At 63.9% G+C, this 26,160-nt stretch carries 28 protein-coding genes; 16 read left to right on the forward strand and 12 right to left on the reverse strand.

Annotated elements, in window-relative coordinates; translation table 11 throughout:
* Positions 1–9: 9 nt before the first annotated feature.
* The 4 genes from AC4K8G_RS07320 to AC4K8G_RS07335 are packed head-to-tail and all read left to right on the forward strand — an operon-like array spanning position 10 to position 2,463.
* Positions 10–309 carry a YggT family protein gene (locus AC4K8G_RS07320; protein WP_491734433.1) on the forward strand — a complete coding sequence of 100 codons (300 nt, stop codon included), beginning with the start codon at positions 10–12 and terminating at the stop codon, positions 307–309.
* Positions 306–1,193, forward strand: a complete 888-nt coding sequence (folD, locus tag AC4K8G_RS07325; protein WP_491733501.1) for a bifunctional methylenetetrahydrofolate dehydrogenase/methenyltetrahydrofolate cyclohydrolase FolD — start codon at positions 306–308, stop codon at positions 1,191–1,193. Before AC4K8G_RS07320 ends, folD begins: the two co-directional genes overlap by 4 nt.
* The gene (locus AC4K8G_RS07330; protein WP_491733502.1) at positions 1,190–1,834 is read left to right on the forward strand and encodes a hypothetical protein; all 645 of its coding nucleotides are present in this window, start codon (positions 1,190–1,192) and stop codon (positions 1,832–1,834) included. The genes folD and AC4K8G_RS07330 overlap by 4 nt, the downstream gene beginning before the upstream one ends.
* A complete protein-coding gene (locus AC4K8G_RS07335) occupies positions 1,831–2,463 on the forward strand; it encodes a MarC family protein (RefSeq protein ID WP_491733503.1) in 633 nt (210 codons plus the stop codon). Before AC4K8G_RS07330 ends, AC4K8G_RS07335 begins: the two co-directional genes overlap by 4 nt.
* A gap of 4 nt (positions 2,464–2,467) precedes the next feature.
* Here the strand turns inward: AC4K8G_RS07335 and AC4K8G_RS07340 are convergent, their stop codons facing one another.
* Positions 2,468–4,267 (reverse strand): AcrB/AcrD/AcrF family protein, encoded by a 1,800-nt coding sequence (locus tag AC4K8G_RS07340; protein ID WP_491733504.1) that lies wholly within the window; start codon positions 4,265–4,267, stop codon positions 2,468–2,470.
* A gap of 73 nt (positions 4,268–4,340) precedes the next feature.
* Between AC4K8G_RS07340 and AC4K8G_RS07345 the strand changes: the two genes are divergently transcribed.
* Genes AC4K8G_RS07345 through AC4K8G_RS07355 form a run of 3 tightly spaced genes read left to right on the forward strand, consistent with a single transcriptional unit; the run spans position 4,341 to position 6,297 of the window.
* Positions 4,341–4,748: a GtrA family protein gene (locus tag AC4K8G_RS07345; RefSeq protein WP_491733505.1), complete on the forward strand. Its 408-nt coding sequence runs from the start codon at positions 4,341–4,343 to the stop codon at positions 4,746–4,748.
* Entirely contained in the window at positions 4,748–5,476 is a 729-nt protein-coding gene (locus tag AC4K8G_RS07350) for a class I SAM-dependent methyltransferase (protein ID WP_491733506.1), read from the forward strand. The genes AC4K8G_RS07345 and AC4K8G_RS07350 overlap by 1 nt, the downstream gene beginning before the upstream one ends.
* Before the next feature lie 56 nt (positions 5,477–5,532).
* On the forward strand, positions 5,533–6,297 hold the full coding sequence (locus AC4K8G_RS07355) for a methyltransferase domain-containing protein (protein WP_491733507.1): 765 nt from the start codon (positions 5,533–5,535) through the stop codon (positions 6,295–6,297).
* Here AC4K8G_RS07355 and AC4K8G_RS07360 read toward each other — a convergent pair.
* Together AC4K8G_RS07360 and AC4K8G_RS07365 are read right to left on the reverse strand one after the other, a co-directional pair.
* Positions 6,264–7,274 (reverse strand): glycosyltransferase family 2 protein, encoded by a 1,011-nt coding sequence (locus AC4K8G_RS07360; protein ID WP_491733508.1) that lies wholly within the window; start codon positions 7,272–7,274, stop codon positions 6,264–6,266. The two genes, AC4K8G_RS07355 and AC4K8G_RS07360, sit on opposite strands and share 34 nt — an antisense overlap.
* The gene (locus AC4K8G_RS07365; protein ID WP_491733509.1) at positions 7,271–8,830 is read right to left on the reverse strand and encodes a hypothetical protein; all 1,560 of its coding nucleotides are present in this window, start codon (positions 8,828–8,830) and stop codon (positions 7,271–7,273) included. Before AC4K8G_RS07365 ends, AC4K8G_RS07360 begins: the two co-directional genes overlap by 4 nt.
* A gap of 105 nt (positions 8,831–8,935) precedes the next feature.
* Here AC4K8G_RS07365 and AC4K8G_RS07370 point away from each other — a divergent pair, with 105 nt between their 5' ends.
* Positions 8,936–9,628: an EF-hand domain-containing protein gene (locus AC4K8G_RS07370; protein WP_491733510.1), complete on the forward strand. Its 693-nt coding sequence runs from the start codon at positions 8,936–8,938 to the stop codon at positions 9,626–9,628.
* Positions 9,629–9,680: 52 nt separating this feature from the next.
* Here the strand turns inward: AC4K8G_RS07370 and AC4K8G_RS07375 are convergent, their stop codons facing one another.
* The 8 genes from AC4K8G_RS07375 to AC4K8G_RS07410 all read right to left on the reverse strand — a co-directional run bounded on the left by AC4K8G_RS07375 (position 9,681) and on the right by AC4K8G_RS07410 (position 15,737).
* Positions 9,681–10,955 carry a class I SAM-dependent methyltransferase gene (locus AC4K8G_RS07375; RefSeq protein ID WP_491734434.1) on the reverse strand — a complete coding sequence of 425 codons (1,275 nt, stop codon included), beginning with the start codon at positions 10,953–10,955 and terminating at the stop codon, positions 9,681–9,683.
* Between the two features lie 31 nt (positions 10,956–10,986).
* The gene (rlmN, locus tag AC4K8G_RS07380) at positions 10,987–12,162 is read right to left on the reverse strand and encodes a dual-specificity RNA methyltransferase RlmN (protein ID WP_491733511.1); all 1,176 of its coding nucleotides are present in this window, start codon (positions 12,160–12,162) and stop codon (positions 10,987–10,989) included.
* A 24-nt stretch (positions 12,163–12,186) separates the two neighbouring features.
* Positions 12,187–12,645 (reverse strand): hypothetical protein, encoded by a 459-nt coding sequence (locus AC4K8G_RS07385; protein ID WP_491733512.1) that lies wholly within the window; start codon positions 12,643–12,645, stop codon positions 12,187–12,189.
* Positions 12,646–12,829: 184 nt separating this feature from the next.
* A complete protein-coding gene (locus tag AC4K8G_RS07390) occupies positions 12,830–13,459 on the reverse strand; it encodes a hypothetical protein (RefSeq protein WP_491733513.1) in 630 nt (209 codons plus the stop codon).
* A gap of 37 nt (positions 13,460–13,496) precedes the next feature.
* Positions 13,497–13,883, reverse strand: coding sequence for a hypothetical protein (locus AC4K8G_RS07395; RefSeq protein WP_491733514.1), 387 nt, complete (start codon positions 13,881–13,883; stop codon positions 13,497–13,499).
* Positions 13,884–13,948: 65 nt separating this feature from the next.
* A complete protein-coding gene (locus AC4K8G_RS07400; RefSeq protein WP_491733515.1) occupies positions 13,949–14,113 on the reverse strand; it encodes a hypothetical protein in 165 nt (54 codons plus the stop codon).
* 82 nt (positions 14,114–14,195) lie between these two features.
* A complete protein-coding gene (locus AC4K8G_RS07405; protein ID WP_491733516.1) occupies positions 14,196–14,495 on the reverse strand; it encodes a hypothetical protein in 300 nt (99 codons plus the stop codon).
* Positions 14,496–14,825: 330 nt separating this feature from the next.
* Positions 14,826–15,737: an IS1595 family transposase gene (locus AC4K8G_RS07410; protein ID WP_491733517.1), complete on the reverse strand. Its 912-nt coding sequence runs from the start codon at positions 15,735–15,737 to the stop codon at positions 14,826–14,828.
* A 176-nt stretch (positions 15,738–15,913) separates the two neighbouring features.
* Between AC4K8G_RS07410 and AC4K8G_RS07415 the strand changes: the two genes are divergently transcribed.
* The 6 genes from AC4K8G_RS07415 to AC4K8G_RS07440 all read left to right on the forward strand — a co-directional run bounded on the left by AC4K8G_RS07415 (position 15,914) and on the right by AC4K8G_RS07440 (position 22,197).
* A complete protein-coding gene (locus AC4K8G_RS07415; protein ID WP_491733518.1) occupies positions 15,914–17,284 on the forward strand; it encodes a glycosyl transferase family protein in 1,371 nt (456 codons plus the stop codon).
* Positions 17,281–18,372 carry a hypothetical protein gene (locus AC4K8G_RS07420; protein ID WP_491733519.1) on the forward strand — a complete coding sequence of 364 codons (1,092 nt, stop codon included), beginning with the start codon at positions 17,281–17,283 and terminating at the stop codon, positions 18,370–18,372. Before AC4K8G_RS07415 ends, AC4K8G_RS07420 begins: the two co-directional genes overlap by 4 nt.
* A 63-nt stretch (positions 18,373–18,435) precedes the next feature.
* Positions 18,436–19,350 (forward strand): sulfite exporter TauE/SafE family protein, encoded by a 915-nt coding sequence (locus AC4K8G_RS07425; protein WP_491733520.1) that lies wholly within the window; start codon positions 18,436–18,438, stop codon positions 19,348–19,350.
* On the forward strand, positions 19,347–20,111 hold the full coding sequence (locus tag AC4K8G_RS07430) for a TIGR02186 family protein (RefSeq protein ID WP_491733521.1): 765 nt from the start codon (positions 19,347–19,349) through the stop codon (positions 20,109–20,111). Before AC4K8G_RS07425 ends, AC4K8G_RS07430 begins: the two co-directional genes overlap by 4 nt.
* Before the next feature lie 79 nt (positions 20,112–20,190).
* Positions 20,191–21,873 (forward strand): ATP-binding protein, encoded by a 1,683-nt coding sequence (locus AC4K8G_RS07435; protein ID WP_491733522.1) that lies wholly within the window; start codon positions 20,191–20,193, stop codon positions 21,871–21,873.
* Between the two features lie 129 nt (positions 21,874–22,002).
* Positions 22,003–22,197: a hypothetical protein gene (locus AC4K8G_RS07440; protein WP_491733523.1), complete on the forward strand. Its 195-nt coding sequence runs from the start codon at positions 22,003–22,005 to the stop codon at positions 22,195–22,197.
* On the opposite strand, the gene AC4K8G_RS07445 is transcribed toward AC4K8G_RS07440, so the two are convergent.
* On the reverse strand, positions 22,172–23,269 hold the full coding sequence (locus AC4K8G_RS07445) for a M23 family metallopeptidase (protein ID WP_491733524.1): 1,098 nt from the start codon (positions 23,267–23,269) through the stop codon (positions 22,172–22,174). The genes AC4K8G_RS07440 and AC4K8G_RS07445 overlap by 26 nt on opposite strands.
* A 100-nt stretch (positions 23,270–23,369) precedes the next feature.
* Between AC4K8G_RS07445 and AC4K8G_RS07450 the strand changes: the two genes are divergently transcribed.
* A complete protein-coding gene (locus tag AC4K8G_RS07450) occupies positions 23,370–25,874 on the forward strand; it encodes a helicase-related protein (RefSeq protein WP_491733525.1) in 2,505 nt (834 codons plus the stop codon).
* Complete coding sequence (locus AC4K8G_RS07455; RefSeq protein ID WP_491733526.1) at positions 25,874–26,146, forward strand: RNA-binding S4 domain-containing protein; 273 nt, start codon at positions 25,874–25,876, stop codon at positions 26,144–26,146. Before AC4K8G_RS07450 ends, AC4K8G_RS07455 begins: the two co-directional genes overlap by 1 nt.
* Positions 26,147–26,160: the final 14 nt, after the last annotated feature.

Here is a 26,160-nt window from a genome sequence, read left to right on the forward strand (position 1 = left end):
ACCATGCAGATTACGCACGCGCTATTTCAAATTGCTCAGTACCTACTGACGATCTTGTGGTGGGTGATCATCGTCCAGGTTATCCTCAGCTGGCTGCTTGCCTTCAACGTGCTCAACACCAGCTCGCAGGGCGTGCGCACTTTCGCGCTCGCGCTGGAGCGGATCACGGCGCCGCTGTACCGGCCGATCCGCCGCATCCTTCCTGACTTCGGTGGCCTCGACTTTTCCCCGCTAGTGATCCTGATCCTGATCCAGGTCCTTCAAAAGCTGCTCGCCGGCGTCGACGCTCAACTCTACTACGGCGCATGACGGCCAAACGGATCGACGGAAAGGCAGCGGCGCTCGGCATCCGGCAGCGGGTCGCGGAGCTTGTCCCCGACTTCGTGACCAAGGCCGGACGCGCGCCTGGGCTTGCTACCGTTCTCGTCGGCGAAGATCCGGCAAGCGCGGTGTACGTCCGCTCGAAGAACCGCGCGACGGCGGAAACCGGGATGGTCAGCTTCGCGCACAACCTGCCCGACACGATCAGCGAAGATGAGCTGCTCCAGCTGGTCATCGACCTCAACGCCAACCCCGAGGTCGACGGGATACTCGTCCAGCTCCCGCTGCCGCGCCAGATCAACGCGACGCGGGTGATCGAGACGATCGACCCGATGAAAGACGTCGACGGCTTTCACCCGATGAATGCCGGGCGGCTCGCAACCGGCCTGCCGTCGCTGGTGCCGTGCACCCCATTCGGTTGCCTTTATTTGCTGAAGAATGAGCTTGGCGATTTGTCCGGCCTCGACGCCGTCGTGATCGGCCGCTCGAACATCGTCGGCAAGCCGATGGGGCAGCTCCTGATCGGTGAAAGCGCGACCGTGACGGTCGCCCACTCCCGCACCCGCGACCTTCCCGGTGTCGTTCGTCGAGCGGACATTGTCGTTGCCGCGGTCGGGCGCGCAGAGATGGTCCGTGGGGATTGGATCAAGCCAGGCGCCACCGTCATCGACGTCGGCATCAATCGCGTCCCGACCGATGACGGCAAGGGACGGCTGGTCGGCGATGTCGCCTTTGACGAAGCGGCGGACGTCGCCGGCGCGATCACGCCGGTGCCGGGCGGAGTCGGGCCGATGACCATCGCCATGCTGATGCGAAACACCTTGGTCGCCGCGCATCGCCGCGAAGGCCTCAAGGATCCGGAGGGTCTATGATTGCTGCACTTCTACTGGCTACCGCGCCGATCACGACGGCAGTCGATGCCGAGCTCGCGTTTGTCGCCGACGCCAAGAAAATCGGGCAGTGGACCGCGTTCCGCAAATATGCCGACCGTGATGCCGTGATGTTCGTGCCGCAGGCGGTGTGGGTCCAGCAATTCCTCAAGGACCGCAAGGACCCGCCCAAGGCGATCGACTGGCGCCCGGCGCACAGCTTCGTCTCCTGCGACGGACGGACCGCGGTCAACACCGGCCCGTGGTTCACCCCCGACGGCAAGCGCGGCGGCTTCTTCACGACTGTGTGGCAGCGCACGAATGGCAAGTGGCACTGGGTTTATGATGGCGGCGGCCCACTCGATGACTCTGCGAAGACGCCGGCGATGAAGCCGCAAACCCACGGCGGTACGTGCCGCGGCAAGGCTCCAGGCGCGCCGATCATCCCGCCGCCGCCGCTGACCAACAAGCAAGCGCGCACGACGCCGGACGACAATGGCCGCGGCCAGTCGGCCGACAAGACGCTAGGCTGGGACTGGAAGGTCGACAAGAACGGCGGCCGCAAGTTCCGCGTCTATCAGTGGAAGGGCGGGCGCTACGCGCAGGTCCTGTTCAACGACGTGCCGGCCCCGCCGAAACAATGATCGAATTTTTCGGATCGGCCCTGATCACCTTCCTGGTGATCATCGATCCGCCGGGCTGTGCGCCGATCTTCGCCAGCCTGACCCGCGGCGCCACTCCGGCTCAACGCCGTTCGATGGCGCTGCGATCAACCGTCATCGCCTGGGCTGTGCTGTTGTTCTTCGCGCTGCTCGGCAAGCCGTTGCTTCATGCCTTGGGGATCAGCCTCGCCAGCTTCCGCATCGCCGGCGGGATCATGTTGTTCTTCATCGCCATCGACATGGTGTTCGAACGCCGGACCGAGCGCCGCGAGAAGCGCGCCGAGGCGATCGAGAAGTCACCGGAGATCGAGGACATCAGCGTCTTTCCGATGGCCATGCCGATGATCGCCGGGCCGGGCTCGATTGCCAGCGCCATGCTGTGGGTTTCCCGTGCCGACAGTGCGGTCAATGTCGCGGTCGTCCTGGCGGCGATCACCACGGTCATGGTAATGACCCTGATCACCTTGCTCGCCGCCGGACCGCTGATGCGGCTGATCGGCGACAAGGTCGAAGCGGCGATCACTCGAATCCTAGGGGTGATCCTTGCCGCGCTTGCCGCCCAGTTCGTGATCGACGGGCTGAAGCAGAGCTTCCCCCACGTCCTCGCCTGACCGGCTAGCCGACCACCTTCCACATCCGGAACGGCGAATCCTTGCCGAGATCGACCGGCGTCAGCCACTTCGGCACCTGCCCGCGCTGCAGCTGCATGTAGAAGCCCTTGGGCGTTTCGGCCTCGAAGATCGTGCTGCTCGAGCTGTAGGGGCAGCTCAGCACGTAATTCACCCGATATTTCTGCGTGAGGCTGTGCGCCTGATCCGCGTCGCCGCGCCAGAAATGCATCACGTCGGCGATCTGGTCGCCGTTGCGATGGTACGGTCCGGTGATTGCGTCGTGGGGCGTCAGGGTGATGAGGCGCGGCCCAAGGTCGACGAAGGTCATGACCACGCCCTTGGGCTGGATCGCGACCGGGTGCATGCCCCACATCGATGCGCATAGCCGGTTGGCTTTGCCGATCGACTGCTCGCGCGCGGTCGGCTTGTCCTCCGGGACGAAGTTCAGGACGAACGGCACGATGGCGCCAGCGCCGACGATCAGCGCGACGACCGCTCCAGCGACCCGGAGCGATGAGAATCGCGAATTCCACGCCATCGGTACCAGGAGCCAGCCCAGCGCGGCCGCCCCCGTCACCGCCATCATCTGTGCCGCCGGGCCCGTCCGCGTCTGCCAGAACAGCAGCAGGGTCGCGGCAATGCCGGGGATCGCCGCCCCGGCTGTCCGCCTCAGCAGCTCGGGATCCTTCCGCCGCAGCCAGGTCAGCAACAGCCAGCCGATCGCACCGGTCGCGGGCAGCGCCATGATCAGCGAGGCGATACGCCAACCGTGCAGGTAGAATGGCCGCGCTTCCTTGACGTGGCTCAGCCATAGCTGCTCGACCTCGGGAGACACGCCTTCGAGCCGCTGGAGGCAATGGGGCCACATGAATGCATGGAAGCTCGCGACGACGACACCCGCGACAGCAGCCAGCGCGAGGCGCCGTTTCCAGTCCGCGGGCGTTAGCCACGCGAGCAAATAAGTGGCGGCGCCAGCGACCAGCATGTCCGAAAGCCACACCGGCGACAAAGCGTCGCACACCGCCTGCCGATTGTCGTTGGACGCAAACAGCAGGAACGCGATGGCGGTGCTTCCACCAAGCGTGACGGCATAAGCGCGCAGGCGCTCACGCTCGTCGGGGTCGTGGATCCAGAACAGCACCATGACCGCGCCCGCGATGGCGAGATAGATGATCATCTCGAGCCCGATTGCCAGCGACAAGGCGGTAGAGAAGCCAAGTATCAGGCCACCACGCAGGCGCTTGGGGTCGGCGATGGCGGCGACGCTCAGCGACAGCAGGGCAAGCTGCCAGCCATGGTGATCGATCCGTTCGGGCATGAACATGCCGTTCGTCGACCCCGCGAAGAACAAGGTCAGCATGACCAGCGGATAGGCTCTCGGATCAATCAGCCGCCGCGCCGTCAGGCTCAAGGAGAATAGCAGCAGGAGGTATGGCAGCAGCGGCGCGATCGCGACCGCCCATCGCTCCGCGGCGGCCCCGCCAACGAATGGCCGCAACCCAAGAACCAACCCGGCGATGGGGAGGTCGACGAGCCGGGACCAATGGATGTTCGCGCCGTAAGGGGGGTTCAGCCGGTACTGGCGAAGGTCAAACCAGCCCTGCCCGTTGAGCAGCGCGCGGACCTGCATGATCCGCATATTGTCGTCGGTGTCACCGAGGCCGAACCAGTGGATGTCAGCCCACTTCCTGAAGATGAACCAGGCGCAAAAGCCGAGCCACACCAGAAGCACGACCAGCTTCCAGTGACGGTCAATGAGCTCGGGCGCACGCCTTTCCCATTCCTCGATCTTGCCTTGCAGCATTTTTCGGGGTCTAGCCGCTGCGCTTGAAACGGCAAGCAGCCGTCTTGAAGGTTTAACCGGGCTGTAATCTCTTATGCTCTCCGCCCTCCCTCCCGAACGCCGCGCAGTCGTCGCCCAGCTGATCCGCTTCGTGATCAGCGGCGCGCTGGTCACCGGACTCGGGGTCGTCGTCTATGCGGTCGTCGCGCTGCTGCTTCGCTGGCACCCGCAGCTTGGCAATTTCCTCGCCTACGTCGTCGCTGCAGGCACCGGCTATGTGATGCACAGCGAGTGGAGCTTTCGCGATCACGGCGCCGAGCGGACCCATGCGACCAAGATACGGTTCATCATCGTCTCGATCATCAGTTACGCGCTCAACAGCTTCTGGGTATGGCTCCTCTACACCGGCCTGCACCTTGGGCGCGGGGCGCCGATCGCACCGATGCTGTTTGTCACGCCCGGTGTGACCTTCTTCCTCAACCGCCAGTGGGTTTTCCGCTGATGGAGCGGGTAATTTACGACCACATGGCGCAGCTCGATCAGCGCCATTGGTGGTACCGGGGACGCCGGGAGGTGCTGGCGGAGCTGATCCGGCGCTCGGTGAGCCTGCCGAAGAAGGCCAAGATCCTCGAAATCGGCTGCGGCACCGGTCATAACCTCGCGATGCTGTCGCAGTTCGGCGCGGTCGACGCGCTCGAGCTCGACGAGGAAGCCCGCAATATCGCCGAAAAGCGCCTCGGCCACCGCGTGATGAGCGCGCCACTCCCCGAGATCGACGAGGTCCGTGACGGGGCCTACGACCTCATCGGCGCGTTCGACGTGATCGAGCATATCGACGACGACCAAGCCGCGCTCGCGTCGATCGCCAGCAAGCTCAAGCGCGGCGGCACACTCGTCCTGACCGTCCCCGCGCATCCCTGGCTGTGGTCCGCGCATGACACCGTCAATCACCACAGGCGCCGCTATTCGAAGCGCGCGCTGAAGCGCCTCGTCGAACGCTCGCCCCTGAAGCTTACCAGGATCGGCTATTTCAATAGCCTGCTCTTTCCGCTGGCTGTCGCCAAACGCGTTGCCTCCAAACTCAGCGGATCGGAGGATGCCTCGATCGGCCTTCCCTCGCCTCCCGTGAACAGTGCGCTCGAGCGCACCTTCGCAGCGGAGCGCCACCTGATCGGCAAAATTGGCCTGCCGCCCGGCCTGTCGCTCTTTGCGGTTGCGAAACAGGGTTAACCAACTCGTAACTTCTCGATGGTCTAGTCCCCTCAACGCCAGAAGCGGGGGGAACAATGAGCCGGCACGTCTACTCCAGCGATTTCTACGACTATATCGACACCGGCTCGAGGACCTCGGCCGAGGTCGTCTCGCAACTGCTGATGGGTGAATTCCGTATCAACAGCCTGCTCGACGTCGGCTCAGGCCACGGCGCATGGGCCCGCGAATGGTCGCGCGCCGGCGTCAAGGACGTGATCGCCGTCGATGGCGCCTATGTCGAGGCTGACCAGCTGGTTATACCGAAGAAAAGCTTTGTGCCGCACGATCTGTCGACGCCGCTCGATCTCAAGCGCAAGTTCGACCTCGTCCAGAGCCTCGAGGTGGCCGAGCATTTGTTCGCGGAACATGCCGACATCTTCGTCGACAACCTCACCCGCCACGGCGACATCATCCTCTTCTCCGCCGCGGTCCCGCATCAGGGCGGCGAGCACCACGTCAACGAGCAGCCGCCCGAATATTGGCGCCAGAAGTTCGCGGCGCGCGGCTACGACGTATTCGACTGGGTACGCCCGCAAATCATCGAAAATCGCCAGGTGAAGGCTTGGTATCGGTTCAACACCTTGGTCTACGCGAACGCCGCTGGCCAGAAGCGCCTTTCGGATTCGATCCGCCAGGCCCGGGTCGGTGCCGATCAGGAAGTCCGGATGGGCGGAGATTTCGCCTGGGCGCTACGCCGCACCGCGGTGCGGATGATCCCGGAATCGTTCGTGAAGCCGATCGCCATCGCGAAGTCGGCGGTGGAGGTTCAGCTCCGCGGCGATCGCCGGCGCGGCGCCTGAGCGCGCGCCTTCGGGCGAGCGACCACGCCGAGCCGTCCGGGACTTTCCTCGGCCCGTCCGGCTATTTCCTGGATGATGTAGAGCGGGCGTCGCTTGGCCTCGTTGTAGAGGCGGCCGATATATTCGCCCATCAGCGCGAGCACGAACATCTGCACGGCGCCTAGCACGACTACCACCAGCATCAGCGAGGTCCAGCCCTGGATGCTCCGGCCGCCAAGCCACGAATAGACGATGTAGACGATCAGCAGCAGCGATCCGACCGCAAGCCACAGCCCGGCATGGCTGGCGAGCTTCAGCGGCGCCGATGAAAAACCGGTCAGCGCGTCGAGCGCGAACCTGATCATCTTGCCGAGCGGATATTTGGTCTCGCCAGCGAGCCGCTCCTGCCGGTCGTACAGGAACGGGACCTGGTTGAATCCGATCCACGCGACCATGCCGCGGATGAAGCGGGCCTGCTCGGGCATCGCAAGCAGGGCGTCGAGCGCACGGCGGCTCATCAGCCGGAAATCGCCAGCATCGAGCGGGATGTCGACTTCGGTTGCGCGTGACAGAAGGCGGTAGAAACCGTGCGCTGTCGCGCGCTTGAACGCGGTCTCGCCGGCGCGGCTCTTGCGCACTCCGTAGACCACGTCGGCGTCCTCACGCTCCATCGTCGCGAGCATGTCGCCGAGTAGCTCGGGCGGATCTTGGAGATCGGCATCGATCACCAGGATCACGTCGCCGCGGCACAGGTCGAGGCCCGCGGTCAGCGCGAGCTGGTGGCCGTGGTTGCGCGACAGGTTGATCGCGACGAGGCGCGGATCCGTGGCCGCGAGACGCCGCATGATCGCCCAGCTCGAATCGCGCGATCCATCGTTGACCAGGACGATCTCATAATCCGAGCCGACCACGCCCTTAGCCGCCGCGCTGAGCCGATCATGCAGCGCCGGCAGGCAGGCTTCTTCGTTGAAGCAAGGGACGACGATCGACAGTTTCATCGTGGGATCTGATAGAGGATTGAGCCCGGCCCGCGCCAGACCGGTTTCAGGCCGGCGACCGATTGCGGGTTGGTCGGCGCGATATCGATCAGCCAGATGAAGTCGAACGCGTCGCGCGGCACTTCGGTTAGCGATTGGTCGATGGTCCGGTGAAGCCGGTCGGGGCAGCGGTCGGGCCGGACGATGTTCGACGGGTCGGACGCGAAATAGCCCGGCTTGTGATATTTGAGGTCGAGCAGGTTCACGCCCTCGATCAGCCATTGGTCGTTCGAGAAGCCGTCGCGGCGGACCATCACCATCGCCCCCAAATGGCTGTTGCGCGGGAGCGCCCACGACGTGCCGCAGGGAAGGCCGACGAAGCTAGCAACTCGGGCGCCCATCGGCAGGTGGTTGATCGCCTCGAGCTTCGCTTGCTGGTCGTCGGCGGCGCGGGCCAGGCTGATCGTGTTGGAACCCAACCGGACCATGACGAACAGTACCGCGATCACCGCCAGCGCAGTGCCAAGCCGCCGCGTCATCTCGCCACGGAAACGAATCGCGAGCAGCAAGACCGCAATCGCATATGGAACCAGCCGCATGTCGGCATAGGCAGAGCCGAAAATGATCCGCGGCAGCAGGATGAAGCCCGCGATCAGGACGAGCCCGGAAAAGGCCAGGTTACGCGAGAAGGTCAGCCGCGGGTTGCGCAGCGCCTCGACCAGCACCAGCCCGGTAAAAGCTACCGACGCGACGTCGTATTCCTGCCAGCGATCACGAAGCGCGGTCTTCAGCCAGATCATCTTGGCCTGCCAATTGAACCAATCCGCCGTCGATCCGGAGCCGTGCGTTTCGCTTCGCCAGATGACCATCACCAGCACCGGCAGCGCCATCACGGAAGCCTGCATTCCGGCGTTCACGCCGGCCCGAAACCAGTTCACGCCGCGGTCGTGCTGCCTGACCGCTTCGGCGGAAAAGCACATCAGGCCGAGTGCGCCCCAGCCATAGGTGTGGGTGAAGAAGACGATCACCGAAATGGGCACGAACAGCCCTGCGCGAAGTCGCGTTCGTCCGAGCCGGCCGAGCCTCAGCCAAAGCCCAAATGCAAGGAAGGCAAACGCCATCGACAGAGCGAAATTGACGAAGCCGAACAGGAACGGGTGCCCGTAGGCGAAGGGGATGGCGAGATAGGCAGTGGGCGGCACCCGGCCATGGACTTCGCGCGCGACCCACAGGAACCCGGCGACGGTCATCGGCGGGATCAGCAGTACGATCAACCTCACCGCAGGCTCGAGCCCGAGCAGCGGGCCGAGCACCATCATCAACAGGTCTACGCCGAGATTGCCGATCGCGGCCCAATGATAGTTGTAATAATCGCGAAGCATCGACGAGTGGGTGACGTCGAGCTCGACCCGGTAGCGGCCCATGTGACCGAGCAGGTCGACCAACGGTGGAATTGCCGGATAGAGCAGGGGGATGGCGGCGGCGATAATCGCCACGGCGACGGCGACGCGCGTCTCCCACCACGGGCGAACGTCCGTGTGGGTGCCGTGCACTTCGGCGGCGCCTGAATTGCCCATTGAGCCCCTTCTCGCTTGCCGCCCGCTTGCCAGCGGCTCCGCGCGCATTCAACCCGGATACAGATTCAGGGCAATATCTCCCGCTTCATCAAAGGAGATTTAATGATGTCTAAGTTGCTCATCGGCGGCGCCATTGCCGCTTTTGCCGCCACCGCGGCGATCGCTCAGGCCGCGCCGGCCGGAAAGCCCGGTCAGCACGGCCGAATGGCGCAAACCGAGGCGCGCACCGACGTTGCCGCGAATGTCGGCAAGATGTTCGCGCGCCTTGATACCAACAAGGACGGGTTCATCACCAAGGCCGAGGTCGACGCACTCGAAGCACAGCGCTCGCAAAAGCTCGAAAAGCGCGCGGAAGGGTTCAAGCCCGACAAGATTTTCGACCGGATCGACGCCAACAAGGACGGCAAGATCACGGTCGCCGAGGAAGCCGCCGCTCGCAATGCGATGGCGAAGGCCAAGGGCAAGACGATACCCCCGGCCAAGGCGAATGCGACTGGTTTCACCGGCCTATTTTCTCGCGCGGATGCGAACAAGGATGGCACCGTGACCCGGGCCGAATTCGATGCGGTCGGCAATCAGATGCACGCGCGAATGGAAAAAGCCAGCGAACATCGCGGCTTTGCCGGCAACATGTTTGCGGCTGCCGACGCCAACAAGGATGGCAAGGTCTCGCTCGCCGAAGCCCAGGCGATGGCACTCCAGCATTTCGACCGTGCCGACCTCAACCACGACGGTAAGCTGACCTCGCAGGAGCGGCAGCAGGCCCGCCAGCAGATGAAGGCCGCCAAGCCCAGCTAAGCAGTTTCTCTGCTCGGAAAAATGAAAGGCCCGGCCATCGCGCCGGGCCTTTTTATTTGGCCGCCTTGGCTCGCCTTGATGGCGCTCGCTTTGGCGCTGCCGGAATACCTCCGGCGTTGCGGTAACGGGCTTCGGCCTCGGCCATGTAATCGCGCGTGATCGGCAATGCGCGGCGGTCGCGGATATACTGGACCTGATAATTGCAGCCGCCGCCGTTCTCGAAGAACACCACCACGCCTGACAGATAGAATTCCCACATCCGGAAGAAGCGCTCGTCGTACATCTTCACGACCTGCTTCTTCGCAGCTGTGAAGCGGCGCAGCCATTCGCGCCCGGTCAGCGCATAGTGGAGGCGCAGGGTCTCGATGTCGCTCGCGATCAGCCGTGCACTCTGGCTCGCGCTGGCCATTTCTGAAATTGAGGGCAAGTGGCCGCCGGGGAAAATGTACTTGGCAATGAACGGGTCGTGCGCGGCAGATGCTTTGCCGAGCTTGCCGATCGTGTGGAGCAGCATCACCCCATCCGGCGCCAGCAAGTCGCGGCATTTGGCATAAAATTCTAGATAGTGCGGCGCCCCGACATGCTCGAACATGCCGACCGACACGATCCGGTCGAACTCGCCCTCGAGTGCCCGGTAATCGATCAGCTCGAACTTCACCCGATCGGCAACGCCGGCCTTCTTCGCCCGCTCGCGCGCAACCTTCAGCTGCTCCTCGGATAGCGTCACGCCGAGCACGTCCACGTCCGCCACTCGGTTTAGGTAGAGCGCGAGGCCACCCCAGCCGCAGCCGATGTCGAGCACGCGCTGGCCGGGCTTAAGATAGAGCTTGGCGGCGATATGCGCCTTCTTGTCGGCCTGCGCCTGCTCGAGGCTGTTCTTGGGATCGGTGAAGTAAGCGCAGCTGTACTGGAGATCCTCATCGAGGAAGAGCCGGTAGAGGTCGTTCCCGACATCGTAGTGGTGGGCGACATTGCTGCGCGACTTGCGCGGCGTGTTGCGGGCGACGAGCGCTTTCAAGGTCGCGAGCCGGCTCTTGCGCAGCGCCTTCCCCTTGCCGCCCCGCTCCCACGCGTTGGACTTGGTGACGATCTCGAGGAGGTCGAGAATCGTCCCTTCCTCGACGATCAGACGTCCGTCCATGTAAGTTTCGCCGACCCCGAGCCGCGGATTTTTGAGAATCTCGAAGATGACTTTGCGGTCGGCGAACCGAATGGTAGCCGACTGGCCGCCACCCGGGCCATAGGTGCTTCGCCCGCCATTCGGCATGACCACGGTCAGGCTGCCAGTGCGGATGAGCTTCCCGAGGAAATTGTCGATCAGGGACACGTCGCCTCCCGGTGAACGCACCGCACAGGAGCTAGGCGGCGGCGCGCGCCTTGCGCTTGCGCTCTGCGGCAGTCTTGAGCTGACCGCAAGCGGCGTCGATGTCGCGCCCGCGCGGCGTCCGCACCGGTGCGGAAATCCCGGCCTCGAAGATGATGTTGCTGAACGACCGAATGCGCTCGGGCTCCGAGCATTCGTAGGCCGCGCCGGGCCACGGGTTGAAGGGGATCAGGTTGACCTTCGCCGGGAGGCGGTAGTGGCGGATCAGGCGAACGAGCTCGCGGGCATGCTCGTCGCTGTCGTTCTTCCCTTTGAGCATCACATATTCGAACGTGATGCGCCGCGCGTTGTTGGCGCCCGGATAAGCCGCACAAGCCTCGAGCAATTGCTCGATTCCGTACTTGCGGTTGAGCGGCACGATCTCGTCGCGGATTTCCTTGGTCACCGCGTGCAGCGACACCGCGAGGTTGACCCCGATCTCCTCGCCCGCGCGCTCCATCATCGGCACGACGCCGCTGGTCGACAGTGTGATCCGTCGGCGGGACAGGCCAAGTCCGTCCCCGTCCATCACGATCTTCAGCGCGTCGCGGACATTGTCGAAATTGTAGAGCGGTTCGCCCATGCCCATCATCACGATGTTGGTCAGCATGCGGCCTTCGGGCTGGCTCGGCCATTCGCCGAGCGCGTCGCGGGCGAGCATCACCTGGCCGACGATCTCCGACGGCTCGAGGTTCCGGACCAATTGCATCGTTCCGGTGTGGCAAAAGCGGCAATTCAGCGTGCAGCCGACCTGAGATGAGACGCACAATGTGCCGCGATCGGCGTCAGGGATGAACACCATCTCGAAGTCATGGCCGTCGTGCGTCTGGAGCAGCCACTTGCGCGTGCCGTCTGAGGACACCTGCGCCTCCACGACTCCGGGGCGGGATATCGTGAACTTCTCCGAGAACCACGGGCGCTGCGCCTTGGCGATGTCGCTCATCGCTTCGAAGTCGCTGACTCCGCGATTGTAGATCCAATGCCAGATCTGCTTGGCGCGTAGCTTCGCGGGCTTGGGCTCGAGCCCCGCGGCCTCGAGCGCCTCACGGATCTGCTCCTTCCTGAGGCCGACGAGCTCGACCCGGCCGTCGGCGCGCGCAGGGGCACCGCGCGGAACGGGCACAGGATCGACCGGCCCGGGAATGGGCATGATGGCGGTATCGGCACTCATGGCGAAGCAGCTATCTAGGTGTTCTCACTGGATTTTGCCAGCGCCGCGAAGCGCGCAGCGCGCCGCGGCCGCGTCGATGGCCGTCGGCGCCCCATCGAGCATATAAGGGTCGACGAAGCGCCGTCCCGCTCCATCGCGCGCTTCGACCCGCATCATGCCGCCGTTGCGGGCTGCGTCGATGATCGCTTGCTCCTGCGAAGGGCCGCGGCTCCACGCCCAGTCTCCGCGCGCGACCAGCAGGAACGGCTGGTTGCCGACGGTCACGAGCACGCTCGATCCCGGGCGCGGTACGCGGCTCAGCCGGGCGTGGAACTCGCCCCAGCGGCGGCGGTCGGCGGTGAAGGCGAAGCCCGCGCTCGCCTGGACCTTGTCCTTGGCGGCGATGCGAAGTGATCGGGTCAGCGCCTCGCAGGTGCCGCCGCGGTCGAAGGCGGCCCAGCCGCCGCCGGCGGCAATGGTGGCCGGAGCAGCGGCGCTGAGCATTAGGAAGAGAGGAGCGGCTAGCTTCACCCCATTTGGCTAGCTCGGAACTGGGCGGCGCGCCACCGCTCGCCGACAATGTCCAAAATAGCGTCTTAACCAACCGAACTTGTTGTTTAACTTTGGTGGCATTGTTCCCTTTCGCAAACCCAGAGGTGCGAAGTGGAACGTGTTCAGGAACCGGAGATCACCGAGGAGATGGTTTCGGCTGGCGTCGAGGCTTTGATTGATTCTTTGGAGGACGATTACCCGGCCCGGGTTTGTTCCATATTTTTGGCCATGGCGGCAGCTTCTCCAGCTTCTCCAGAACGGCCCTCAGCTCTCGATTCTTATGTCCGATCTCAACAAAAAACTCGACCAGCGCCGTTTGCGTAACGAGCAGAAAGGGGCTGGTGCCACCCTCCTCAGGCGGCGGTTTGAAACTGTATTTGAAGCAAACCAACGCGTCGTCGCCGCGTGAGCGCCACTGCCAATGGACGATTCTATTTCGCGCGTCTTTGTTTTGAGCGATCCAAGTGGTTAGCGTCGTCAAGTCCGTCAGCGCCGCTCTGAGTTTATGACCCTCCGGAAGGCATATCTGCCAACTGCGACATAGCCGTCTCATGGCCTTCATCCGGTGGTCGGGGCCAAGGTCTTCCGTAAGCGCTTGGCCCAGCAACACATGAGTTTGGGCGAGAGTGCAGAGCAGCTTTTCGAAGTTCACCTCTAGTATCGACCACGAACCAATTACGTTGGCCATGTCCGCCTTGTGCGCGTCTAAGAGGCTCGATCCTTTGTCATCGGGCGTCCTAGTGTAGGGTTCGAATTTCAGCGCCATGGCGCTTTGTAATCAGCCCGCGTCGACCCGCGCCAGTCTAAGCCGCCGTTCTACTTGTGCGTATCTCTCGGTCGATGGCGTCGATGATCGAACGCAGCTTCTCAATGTGGCCAGCCATTTGAGGATTACCGCTTAACGCTTCTACCGCTTGCATAATATCGTGGCGCGCCGTCGCTAGGCCGCGTGTCACGACTACGGGCGTGACCCATTCCTTTTTGGCCTGAGGCAATTCCGGCTCGACCCTGACTAGGGTCTCTCCGGTTCCAGCGATCACATAGTTATCGAAATCGACGCGCTCGACGGCTTCGCCCGTATCAAGCTCAAAGCGCCGGACGGGCCTTAAGAAGCGCGTCCCGCGAAACTCATAAAGCTGAAACCGACAACCACTCGCGTCCTCAACGATGAGGCTTCCCGCGTATTCCATTCGCCCGCTCCCACTTCGGGGCGATTCGGCGGAGCGAATTTAATCTAGTCCGGTTGAAGCGCAACTTAAGGCAGCGGAAGCAGGTCAATCCCGAAGGCGATGCAGGTCAGTTCAATTTCGTTGAGCTGGGCGACTGTGTACCCATCGTCGGACAACGCGACCGGGACGGTGAAGAGCCGCCGTCGACCGCGTACTTCTGCACTGAAGTACAGCGTTAGAGGCGTGTGCATCCCGACCTCCTCTTGGACGTGAGAATGCATCAGTATCTTGGCGCGAACCGCGCCTTCAAAGGCCCCCGTGCTCATGGCGGGGTTACTGGGCTGGAATTAGCGCCGGTTCAACCTGCCAAGTGAAGTTGGCGGCGACGCCAACGCCTTTGGCCGCATCCTCGATATCAGCGATCTTGGCGGCGGCTTCTACGCCCGAAAGTTTCGGGGCTACGTCGGCTTGTACATCATGGTTGTACGCCAATAGATTTTGCAGCGCTCCGCTGACTTCCTCATAGGCGTCGTGAAGCGACGGGGAAGCCACGCAAAGGCCCTCGCTGAGTTGGTCGCCAGCCACAAAGAAATGTGCGCCGTCGATTTGCTTATACGTGACAGTGGCTTCCATCGTACTAACTCCGTTCGGCAAAAGAATTTAATTAAGTAAAGTTTCCAAACTTCTACCGAGCAACTGTGTCACAAGTTTGATACAGTTGTCCGATGAACGCAAGCTGATGCGTTGCACGAAAGACTCACTTCCCGCGAAATCAGTGCGAGCGATTGTTCTTTCTCTAGCTGCTTTTCCCGCTTTTTCCGCCTGCGCCGGATCGCACGAATGCGTCTAACGCGGTTTCCCCCTCGATGGGGGTTAGTAATCCAGCGTCCACGAGTTTTTGGGCCTCGCGCCTGAATCTTTCTGCCTGTTCCTCCGGTGTCTCCGGGTTCTTCTTTTTCGGCATCATGCACCAGCTTGTTGATAGGTCAGCCGCTTGCCGACGAAACCTAAGAGCATAAGGTCGGCGCGCTCCAGATCGTTGCAGCCAAGCGCCATGCGGTTGCTGTAGCGGAAATCGAACTCTGCCAGATAGCGGTGCAAATGCTTCTCGGCGCAATGCTGATAGACGCCGCGCATCCCGCGCTTGAAGATCGAAAAGAAGCCTTCAATCGTGTTCGTGTGGGTCTTGCCCCGCGCATATTCGCCGAACTGGTGGTTCACTACGCCGTGGCCTGAGAAGATCAGGCCGAGCTTCGCATTCCGATAGACCGCGTGTTCGTCGGTCATAATGTGCGCTTCACGCGCCACGTTCTTGAGAACCACCGGAATGATGTTCTCTGCGTTCATTCGATCGAACACTACCGAACGGGCTTCACCGCCGCGCTGCACGAGCGAAAGCACTTTCATCTTATGCGATACGCCGCCCTTGGGCTTCGCGGTGTCGGCCTTGCGGCCAATGTAGGTTTCATCGACTTCGACGATGCCGCCCATCGGGCCGAGATCGCCCTTACGCATGGCCTCACGGATACGGTGAGACAGGAACCATGCCGTCTTAAGCGTGCATCCGAGCATCCGGTGGAGCTGATGCGAACTCATTCCCTTCTTTGACGCGGCAATCAGAAAGATGGCCTGGAGCCACACGTTCAAGGGAAGGTGCGAACTCTCGAAGATCGTTCCCTGACGGACGGTGAACTGCTTCCGGCAAGCGTAGCACTTGTGAAGGCCCTTGCGGGTTGCATTGCCGCCCATGCGGCTGACGCGCTTCTTTTCATTGCAGTGCGGGCATACGGGGCCGGTCGGCCAAAGCCGCTTCTCGACGTATGCGAACGCTGCATCCTCATTGTTGAAGTGCGGGGCTGAAAGTGCGCTTGCCATGCTATTATTCCCTCTTGTGAGAGAGCTTATAGCTGGGTTTGCGAAGTATAACAACCCCACTTTGGTTATGCCATTTCCATCGCGCTCGGTTTCACGCGATTCGCTTTGCAGGCGGAGGCATTATGGACCGACCGAGCAACTCCACCGCTTCGGTGCGACGCATCGGCTAGCGCCCCATGGCGATTGCCGAAATCCTCAGCCGCATCGCAGCCGAGCTAGCGCTGTTCGCAGGCATCGGCTTCCTGCTGTTCGCGATCAACGACCTAGCCGTTGACCTGCTCTATTTCGGCCGGGCGGCCTGGCGCGCAGTTGCCGTCTATCCGCGTTACCCGCGAACCTTCGCCAGTGAGCTGCCACAAGCCGAAGCGCCCGGCTTTCTCGCGCTGCTGGTACCGGCGTGGGACGAAGCCGCCGTGATCGCCTCCATGTTGCGGGCGACTATCGATCGGCTCGACTATTCAAACTATCGGATTTTCGTCGGCCATTACCGAAACGATCCGGCGACGCTTGCAGCCATCGCCAGTGTCTATGATCCGCGGATCGAGCCTGTCCAAGTCGAAGGGAATGGTCCGACGACCAAGGCCGATTGTCTCAACCATCTCTATGATGCACTCATCGCCTACGAAACCTCGACCGGGTGCGAAGCGAAGGCCGTGGTGTTGCACGACGCCGAAGACGTCATTCATCCGTTGGAGCTGAGAATCTTCGATCGGTTGATCGAGCGTGCAGCGGTGGTGCAGCTACCCGTTCTTCCGCTTCCGGACCCCGCCTCGCGGTGGATCAGCGGCCACTATTGCGATGAATTTGCCGAGGCTCACGTCAAGGAGCTCGTGGTCCGCGAGTCCGTAGGTGCCGCCATTCCCCTTGCGGGAGTGGGGTGCGCTATCGCCCGCCGGCCGCTCGCGCAGTTGGCAGCGATGGAAGATGGCCGTCCGTTCACCGCCAGCAGCATGACCGAAGACTATGAGATTGGACTGAAGCTTGGCGCGATCGGCCTCAAAACCATGTTCGTTCGCATACCGGCGCGACCGGGCGAGCGCGGAGTGGTCGCCAGCCGCGGTCACTTCCCGTCCACCCTTGGGTCGGCGGTTCGGCAAAAAGCGCGTTGGCTCGGCGGTATTGCGCTCGCCGGCTGGGATCGTCTCGGCTGGAGTGGCGGGATCGGCGAGCGATGGATGCGCCTCCGCGATCGCCGAGGTCCGCTCGCGGCCCTGCTTCTCCTGGCCGCCTACGCCGCGGCGTTTCTCTGGTCCCAGATCTGGATCGCGGAGGCCCTAGGCGCCCCGATTCATGCGCGGCTCGACCCCCGGCTCGTCACGCTGTTGACGATCAACGGCTGGCTACTCGCTTGGCGCGTGCTGATGCGCGTCGTGTTCACGACCTCTGCCTACGGCGTGGGTGAGGGCCTGAGGTCGATTCCCCGCCTGGTGATCGGCAATGTCATCGCGATGCTCGCTGCGGCGAGAGCGGTGTCGCTTCATCTCGGCGGTGGCGCGAAACGATGGGATAAGACGCGTCATATCTTCCCTGCGGAACTGCCCCAATGAGGCCCTCTCTTCGTTTTCTGGGGCTGGTGATGGTCGGCTGGGCCGGCCTCCGGGCGACGGCCCACGACCTTCTGCCCGGCGCCGAAATCTTCCAGATCGAGCGCGGCGAAGCCAAGATTCCCCAAATCGTCCCGACGGAATTTCCGCCCATCGAACCGCTCGAGCCAGTTCCGCCAGAAATGGCGCTGGCTGATTTCACGCCGGCAAGCGCCCCATATGCAGCGCCGGCGCGGGGCCCGCAGGTCTATTATGCTGCGGGCCCATCCAGCTACCCGCTCGTGCCAACCGGGCTCAAGGGCGCGCTCCCCACGACCGCGCGGGACCCCCAATTCTATTCCGCGATACCGCCGCTCGACCAATGGCCAGTGGCGCAGATTGCGGCGGTTTCGATGCCCCTCGGCCGTACGGCGACCACCGTGCGTGCCCAGAGCAGCCCTGTGCTGGCGTTCCGCGGCCCGCTCGATCGCCTCCAGCTGAGCGCCTGGGCACTTCTCCGCCCGCAACAGGCTGGCATTTCCGGGCCGCAATCGCTGGCCACTGGCGGAACACTCGGCGGGAGCCAGGCGGGGGCGCGCCTCAATTATAACTTCACGCGACAGATCGCGGCGACCGTCCGCACCACATCCCAGGTCGGCCGGCGCGGGGGCGAGATCGCCGCTGGCGTTCGCATTCAGCCGGTCTCCGGAATTCCGGTGTGGTTCAATGCCGAACGCCGGCAGCGAGTGGGAAAATATGGCGACGGTCGTAATGCCTTCGCTTTGTTCGTCGAAGGCGGCGTCTATGACCGGCCGATGCCGTGGCAGTTCAGCCTCGACGCCTATCTCCAGGGCGGCGTGGTCGGCTTCCGCCACCGCGATCGCTTCATCGACGGCGGGTTGACCTTGACCAGGCCTATCTACCGCCAATTCTCAGCCGGCTTCGGCCTATGGAGCGCGGCGCAGCCCGGCGTTTACCGGGTCGATGCGGGGCCGCGGGTCAGCATGCGCGTGCGCAACAACGTCCGCGTTCACGTCGACTGGCGGCAGCGCCTGGCCGGAAATGTGGCGCCAGGATCTGGCCCCGCGCTGACGCTTGCCGGAGATTTCTGAACGAGATTTATGAACGGGCCGCTTGGCCGTTCATACTGTTCCGGTTAGTCCTGTGCGGCGGGCATGGACATCTATCTCCCGATCGCCGGCCAGTCGGTCAACGCGCTGGTCATTGTCATCCTCGGCTTCGTCGTCGGGCTGCTGTCGGGCATGTTCGGCGTTGGCGGCGGATTCCTCACCACGCCGCTGCTGATCTTCTACGGAATCCCGCCGACCGTGGCGGTCGCTTCGTCGGCAACGCAGATCACCGGCGCTAGCGTATCCGGCGCGATGGTTCACATGCGCCGCGGCGGCGTCGACATGAAAATGGCCGGCGTGATGATCGTCGGCGGCCTGTTCGGTTCGATCGTCGGCGCGGCCTTGTTCCGCTGGCTTCAATCGAGCGGCCAAATCGATGTCGTCATCGGCTTGCTCTACGTGATGATCCTGTTCTCGATCGGCGGCCTGATGCTGAAGGACGCGTTGGTGGCGCTCGGCTATGTCGGCCCAAAGTCCGAGACGGAGCCCGCGGCGCCGCGTCACAATCGCTGGGTCGCCTCTTTGCCCCTCCGCTGGCGGTTCTACAGCTCGGGCCTCTACCTTTCTCCGATCGCCCCCCTCACGCTTGGCTTCGCCGCTGGCGTCCTCACGGTGTTCCTGGGCATCGGCGGTGGCTTCATCCTCGTTCCGGCGATGATCTACTTGCTCGGCATGCCGGCCCGCATCGTCATCGGCACCAGCCTGGTTATGATCCTCGCGGTGAGCGCGGCGACGACGATGGTCCACTCATTGACCACCCGCTCGGTCGACATCGTGCTCGCCGCGCTGCTTCTCGCCGGTGGCGTGATCGGCGCTCAATATGGCGCGCTGCTGACCACGCGCATCAAACCGGATTATCTGCGGCTGGCGCTGGCGGTGATCATTCTGCTCGTCGGTCTGCGCATGTTCTTCGGCCTGTTCTGGCATCCCGACGAAATCTTCACGGTGGAATATCTGTGAGGGCGCGCGCTGCCTCGATCCTGCTTGCGCTCGCGCCCCTATTGGTCGCGGCCGACAAGCCGGTGCTCGTCCCGGACATCTCTGCGCGGCAGGTACAGATCCGCTACAGCTTTTCAGGCGCGCAGCTGCTCCTTTTCGGTGCGGTCGTTTACCCGGGGGGCCGGCCGCCGACGCGCAAGGTGGACATCGCGGTCGTCCTGCGCGGTCCGGTCCAGCCGATCCTTGTCCGCGAGAAGCAGAAGATCGCCGGCATCTGGATGAATGCCGATCAGAACCGCTTCCGCTCGGCTCCGTCCTTCTACGCCGTCGCATCCTCACGTCCGATCGGGCAGCTGGTGGATGACCGGACGGCAGCGATTTACGAGCTCGGCCTCCACAACCTCCAGCTCTCCCCAGGCGGCGGCGCGTTGCCCGACAAGGAGCGGCGCTTCGAGGCCGGATTGCTCGACCTCCGCGCCCGCCACGGCCTCTATTCGGAAACGCCGCGGGGCGTCGAAATCACCGATGACGTGCTTTACCGCGCAGTGATCACCATCCCGAGCCAGGTCCCCGTCGGAACCTACACTGCGGAAACCTTCCTAATCGACCGCGGCAAGGTGATCGCCGCCGCTACTCGCGACATCGAGATCAGCAAGTCCGGTTTCGAGCGGTTCGTCGCGTTGGCGGCCCGCCGTCACGAGGGCCTTTATGGGCTGACGGCCGTCCTTCTTTCGCTCGGCCTCGGCTGGGCCGCCGCCATGGCCTTCCGCCGCCGCTTCTGATCGCGATGCGTCCCTAAGCCAATTTTAACCGCTCGCGCGTATGCCCGGGGCACGATTTAACGCCCGGAGTGTGCATTTCATGGACGAACAACCGAACCTGCGCGAATTCATCGACGAAGTCAGTAACTTCACTGATGAATCGCCTGCGTCTTCGCCCAAGGCCAAAAGCGCCGGACCAGGCGCCGTCGGCACGGTCGTCGAGATTGCCGGGTCGGGCTCGCAGATCCGCATGGATTCGGCGGCGGTGAATACCCTTCTGTCGCACTCCGACCCCTCGGTTGCCATGTCCGGCCAGGTCGGCAGCCAGGTGAAGATGCTCGTCGGTTCGAGCTTCCTGGTCGCCAACGTCCGCACGCTTCGGATCGCCGACAACGGTGAGCTCGTCGCCCACGTCGACTTCCTCGGCGAAGGGTCGCGCGATTCAGCCGGCGCGCTGAGCAACTTCCGCCGCGGCGTCACCCGCTATCCCACACCCGGCTCGGAAGTCTTCCCGGTGACGACCGAAGACCTTCGTTCGGTGTTCGCGGCAAGCGATGAGCCGAATATCGAGATCGGCACTGTCTACCCGACCGACGACATCCGCGGCGCGCTTTACGTCGACCCTATGCTCGGCAAACACTTCGCGGTCCTGGGATCGACCGGTACCGGTAAGTCGACCTCGGTCGCGCTTATCCTACACCGCATCTCGCAGCTGTCGCCCGAAGGTCACATCGTGATGATCGATCCGCACGGCGAATATTCGGCTGCGTTCAAGGGGTGCGGCGAAATCTTTAACGTCGACAACCTGCAGCTTCCCTACTGGCTGATGAACTTCGAAGAGCACTGCGAAGTGATGCTCACGACGCATGGCTCGGAGCGTCAACGCGACGCCGACATCCTCGCCAAGTGCCTGCTTGCCGCACGCACTAAGGGCAAGGATTTGAGCACCTTGGGTAAAGTCACCGTCGACAGCCCGATTCCCTATCTCCTGACGGATCTCAACACCGTCCTGGTCAACGAGATGGGCAAGCTGGACCGCGCCGGCGACACGCTGCCGTTCCAGCGCCTCAAGACCAAGCTCGACGAGCTACGCGCCGACCCGCGCTACACCTTCATGTTCTCGGGCATGCTCGTGTCGGATTCGATGGGCAGCTTCCTTGCCAAGCTGTTCCGCCTGCCGAGCCACGGCCGCCCGATATCGATCGTCGACGTGTCGGGCGTGCCGTCCGAAATCACGTCGGTGGTGGTCTCGGTGCTGGCGCGCATGGTGTTCGATTATGCGATCTGGTCGCGAACCGAGGCGCAGCGCCCGTTGCTGCTGGTTTGCGAAGAGGCGCACCGCTACGTGCCCAAGGACGAGAACGCCGATGGCCAGGCCGTCCGCAAGATTCTCGAGCGTATCGCCAAGGAAGGCCGTAAGTACGGCGTCAGCCTCGGCCTGATCACGCAGCGCCCGTCCGACCTTGCCGAGGGTGTGCTGTCGCAGTGCGGCACGATCATCTCGATGCGTCTGAACAACGACCGCGACCAGGCCTGCGTTCGCGCGGCGATGCCAGAAGGCGCGCGCGGTTTCCTCGACGCGATCCCGGCCCTTCGCAACCGCGAGTGCATCGTCTGCGGCGAAGGCGTCGCGATCCCGATCCGCGTCCGCTTCGACGACCTTGAGCCGGAGAAGCGTCCGGCCTCTTCCGACCCGAGCTTTGCCCGACTGTGGCGTGAAACCGGCGACGAGGAAGGCATCATCCAGCGAACCATCAAGCGCTGGCGCGGTCACGGCCGCTAAGCGACCGTTGTTTTTGAGCGGTGAAGCGAACCTGTTTCGCCGCTCACCGCAGTGGGAATCCAACTCACCGACACGACCTTAACGTCGCTGACCCGACACCCTATCTTCGCGCTAGCGGGGCGGGAGAAGGTGATGGATCTCAACTATCTGTTTCATCGCCAGCAGGTCGAGAAGGCCCGCGCGGCAACCAGCCCAACCGATGAAGCCCGGCAGGCGCATGAGCAGCTTGCCCGCTGCTACGAAACGATCATCGATGGTGTAACCGGCCCGGATTACCACTTTCCGGCCAAGGCGTCGGTTAGCTCCGCTTCAACCCAACGCTAAGCAGTGCCTTAAGGCGGGCTTTGACCGCGCCCGCGAGCTCGGTGTTCACCACGGGCGTGCTCGAGAAGCGCACGCCGAGCGGATTGACCGGGGTACCGCCGAGCTTGACCTCATAATGAAGGTGCGGCCCGGTTGAGAGACCGGAAGACCCGACATAGCCGATGAGCTGGCCCGCATGGACGAAGCTGCCGGGGGCAGCGACGATCTCGCTCATGTGACTGTAGCTGCTGACCAAGCCGCCCGCGTGAGCTATCCGCACCTGGCGACCGTAGCCGCCCGCCCAGCCCGCGCCGACCACCTGGCCGTCGCCTGCAGCGACGATCGGGCTGCCCCAACCGGCACCGATGTCGACGCCTGCGTGGAAGCGCGTGAAGTGCAAGATCGGGTGATAGCGATAACCGAAATAGGAAGTGATGTGCCCCGCCACCGGCAGCATCGTGCCGCTGTAAACCGGCGCAGGCTTGTCCGCGTCGGCGGCGTCGACCCATTGCTCGCGCCCGTTGGCGTTCCACCGCACCAGCTGAAGGTCGGAGGACGCAGCCCGGTCGAGCCCGGCGTAGAGAAGCTGGCGGTTCCAGCCCAGGACCATGTCGAACCCGTCGTTCGGGCCGACCTCGCCGACATCGATTTCGGTCGCGAGCGCGGCGAGATATTGCGCAGCCACGTCCGGCGCAGCGCCAGCCGCGCGCAGCGACCAATAGAGGCCATCGCCGACGCGCCCCCGAATACGCAGCGGACCGGTACTTACCGGCGGCGGTGCGGGCTGCTCGGCCTCAGGCTGGGCCATAGGCGTGCGGGTGGGCACGAAGTCCACCGGCTGGACCGCATCGGTCGCAACCATGCGCATGCCGCTCGTCCCGCCGCTCAAGAGCGGCTTCACGCTGAGCGCGCGCCATTGAACTTGGTCGTCGGTCGAGACTTCGGCCGGATGCGGCAGCGATGCCCAAGCCACTCCGCTGCACAGAAGCGCAAGCACACCGGCGCTCTTCCAGCCGAGATTAGGCAGTCTCAGCGGAAGGCTGGCGGCGCGGTTCGACCGGCGGCCGAATGTCTGCGTATGGCCGGTTTTCATCAACACGCGCTTGGGAATGGCTAAACAAGGTTAAAACCCGCCTAATTTCAGGGCCGTGGAACCTTGCGTTCCTCTCACACGCTGCCACATTCGAACTATCATGGCGCCGCGTTCTGACGCTCCGGTCCGGGCCATCCTGGGACCCACCAACACCGGCAAGACGCACTTGGCGATCGAGCGGATGTGCGGCCATTCGTCGGGCGTGATCGGTTTCCCGCTCCGCCTGCTGGCGCGCGAGGTCTATGACCGCGTGGTCGCGATGAAGGGCGAGAAACAGGTCGCACTGCTGACCGGCGAGGAGCGAATTGTCCCGCCCCAGGCGCGCTACTTCCTTTGCACCGCGGAAAGCATGCCCGTGGGGAATGACGGCGAGGAGGCGCGGGATTTCGCCTTCGCCGCGATCGACGAAGCCCAGCTCGGCATCGACCCGGAGCGCGGGCATGTCTTTACTGATCGCATGCTGCGCGCCCGTGGCCGCGAAGAGACGCTGATCCTCGGATCGGACACGCTGAAACCGCTGGTGCGCGAGCTCTTGCCCGATGCGGAAATCATTAGCCGGCCGCGTTTTTCGACCCTGCGCTACGCCGGCAGCGTCAAGCTGTCGCGGCTTCCACCGCGTTCAGCCGTCGTCGCCTTCTCCGCGGAGCAGGTCTACGCGCTCGCGGAGATGTTGCGGCGCTTCAAGGGCGGCTCTGCGGTCGTCATGGGAGCGCTGTCTCCAGCGACCCGCAACGCGCAGGTCGCCATGTTCCAGCGCGGCGAGGTCGATTATCTCGTCGCCACCGACGCGATTGGCATGGGCCTCAACATGGATGTCGCCCACGTCGCCTTTGCCGGCCTGGAGAAATTCGACGGGCGCCGCGACCGGCGCCTGACCATAGCGGAAATGGCCCAGATCGCGGGCCGCGCCGGGCGGCACCAGAAGGACGGCAGTTTCGGCACGCTCGGCCTCACCGAGGAAAGCGGCGGCTTCTCCGAAGAAGAAATCAACGCAATCGAGGAGCATCGCTTCCGGCCGCTCGATTCGCTCTATTGGCGCAATGCGGAGCTCGACTTCACCGAAGTCCGGGCGCTCATCGCGAGCCTCGAAGTAAGGAGCGACGATCCCGTGCTTCGTTCGGCACCGGAGGCGATTGACCTCGCGGTCCTGAAACTCATCGCCGAGGATCCCGCGATCGCGGTAAAGCGGGACGTTCAGGCACGGCGACTATGGGCGGTGTGCGGCCTGCCCGACTTTCGCAAGGTCGGGCCGATGCACCACGCACGCATGGTCCGCCGCTTGTTCAGCTACATCGGAGAGGGCGGACATGTGCCGCACGAATGGTTCGCGGCTGAGGTTGCCCGGCTCGACAATGTGAGCGGTGACATCGAGGTCCTGGCTGATCGCCTCGCCGGGATTCGGAGCTGGGCCTATATCGCGCACCGCGCTGATTGGCTGAACGAACCCGCCAAATGGGCGGAACGCACGCGCGAAGTGGAAGGACGCCTGAGCGATGCCCTTCACGAGCGCCTGACCCAGCGCTTCGTCGATCGGCGCACCGCCGTGTTGGTGCGCGATATCGGTGCGCGCGGGTCGGATGCGCTCCCGGTGACGGTCGCTGCCGACGGAGAAGTGAGCGTCGGCCCGGAGCCAATCGGCCATCTTGTTGGCTTCGAGTTCCGCGTCGATCAATCTGCCCGCCTCGCCGACAAGCGCCTGTTGCTCGCTGCGGCCGAGCGCCGCCTCGGCGACGAGCTCGAGCGCCGTGCCAATTCCCTGATTGAGGCCGACGATTCGGTATTCGAGATCGTTGTCGAGGAAGGCGGCGGACTCGCCGTTGGCTGGTCAGGGCATATTCTCGGGCGGCTTGCTGCGGGCCGGTCGCTACTGGAACCGGCGATCCGTACCGCCCGCGCGCTCGATCGGCTGTCGGCGAACAGCCGCGCGGCACTGCGCGCGCGGCTTGAGAAATGGCTCGACAGTCAGATCGATAAGCATCTGAATAGTCTCAAGAAACTTGGCTTGGTGGCATCGGACCCGTCGAACCCACCGGGCGTCCGCGCGATTGCCGCGATGCTGGCGGACGCCGGTGGTGTCCTTCCTCGCAAGGCAATGCTTAGCGCCATCGCCCATCTTGAACATGCGGACCGGCAGGCGCTCCACCGGCTGCGCGTTCGCCTCGGCCCGCTCGATGTGTTTTTGTTGCCCCTCTTGAAGCCCGCAGCGCAGCAATGGCGGGGAGCGTTGCTCGCAGTGCGGACCGGCCAGCCCATGCCGCGCCTGCCCGCCGCGGGCGCCGCGACACTATCCGCTGATGCCGACCCCAGCGGCGCTGCGCTCGCCTATCGCAGACTGGGTCGTGAGTGGCTCCGCATCGACCTTGCCGACCGGTTGGCGAGCCACGCGCGCCATGTTCGCTCGTCGGGCGGAACGGACCCGGTCGACGTGCCACTCGCGACCTCGCTCGGCCTCAGCGACGAAGCCGTCGGGCGCCTGATGGCCGAGGTCGGCTACACCAGGGCCGGCGATCACTGGCGCTGGCGCGGCCGCCGCTCGTCTCGTCCCGACCGCCGTCCCGGGTCGTCCCACGCCTTCGCGGAGCTGGCCAAGCTCAAGACCAAGTAGTGAGGATCGACCGCTTCCTCCACTGCATCCGGCTGGCCAAGAGCCGCACACTTGCGCAATCGATCGTCGAGGCAGGGTACGTGCGCATCGACGGCAAGAGGGTCGTGAAGCCGAGCGAAGACGTACGCACCGGGAGCATCATCGCCCTGCCGCTTGACGGTGGCGTCCGCGTGCTGCGCGTCCTCGAGCTCCCGTCTCGCCGCGGTCCGGCGGCCGAAGCGCGCGCCTGCTACGAAGAGCTGGGAATTGACGAGCCGGAGCCCGCGACATAGCGAAGGACCAAAGG

Source organism: Sphingomonas sp. SP3 (assembly GCF_058514305.1).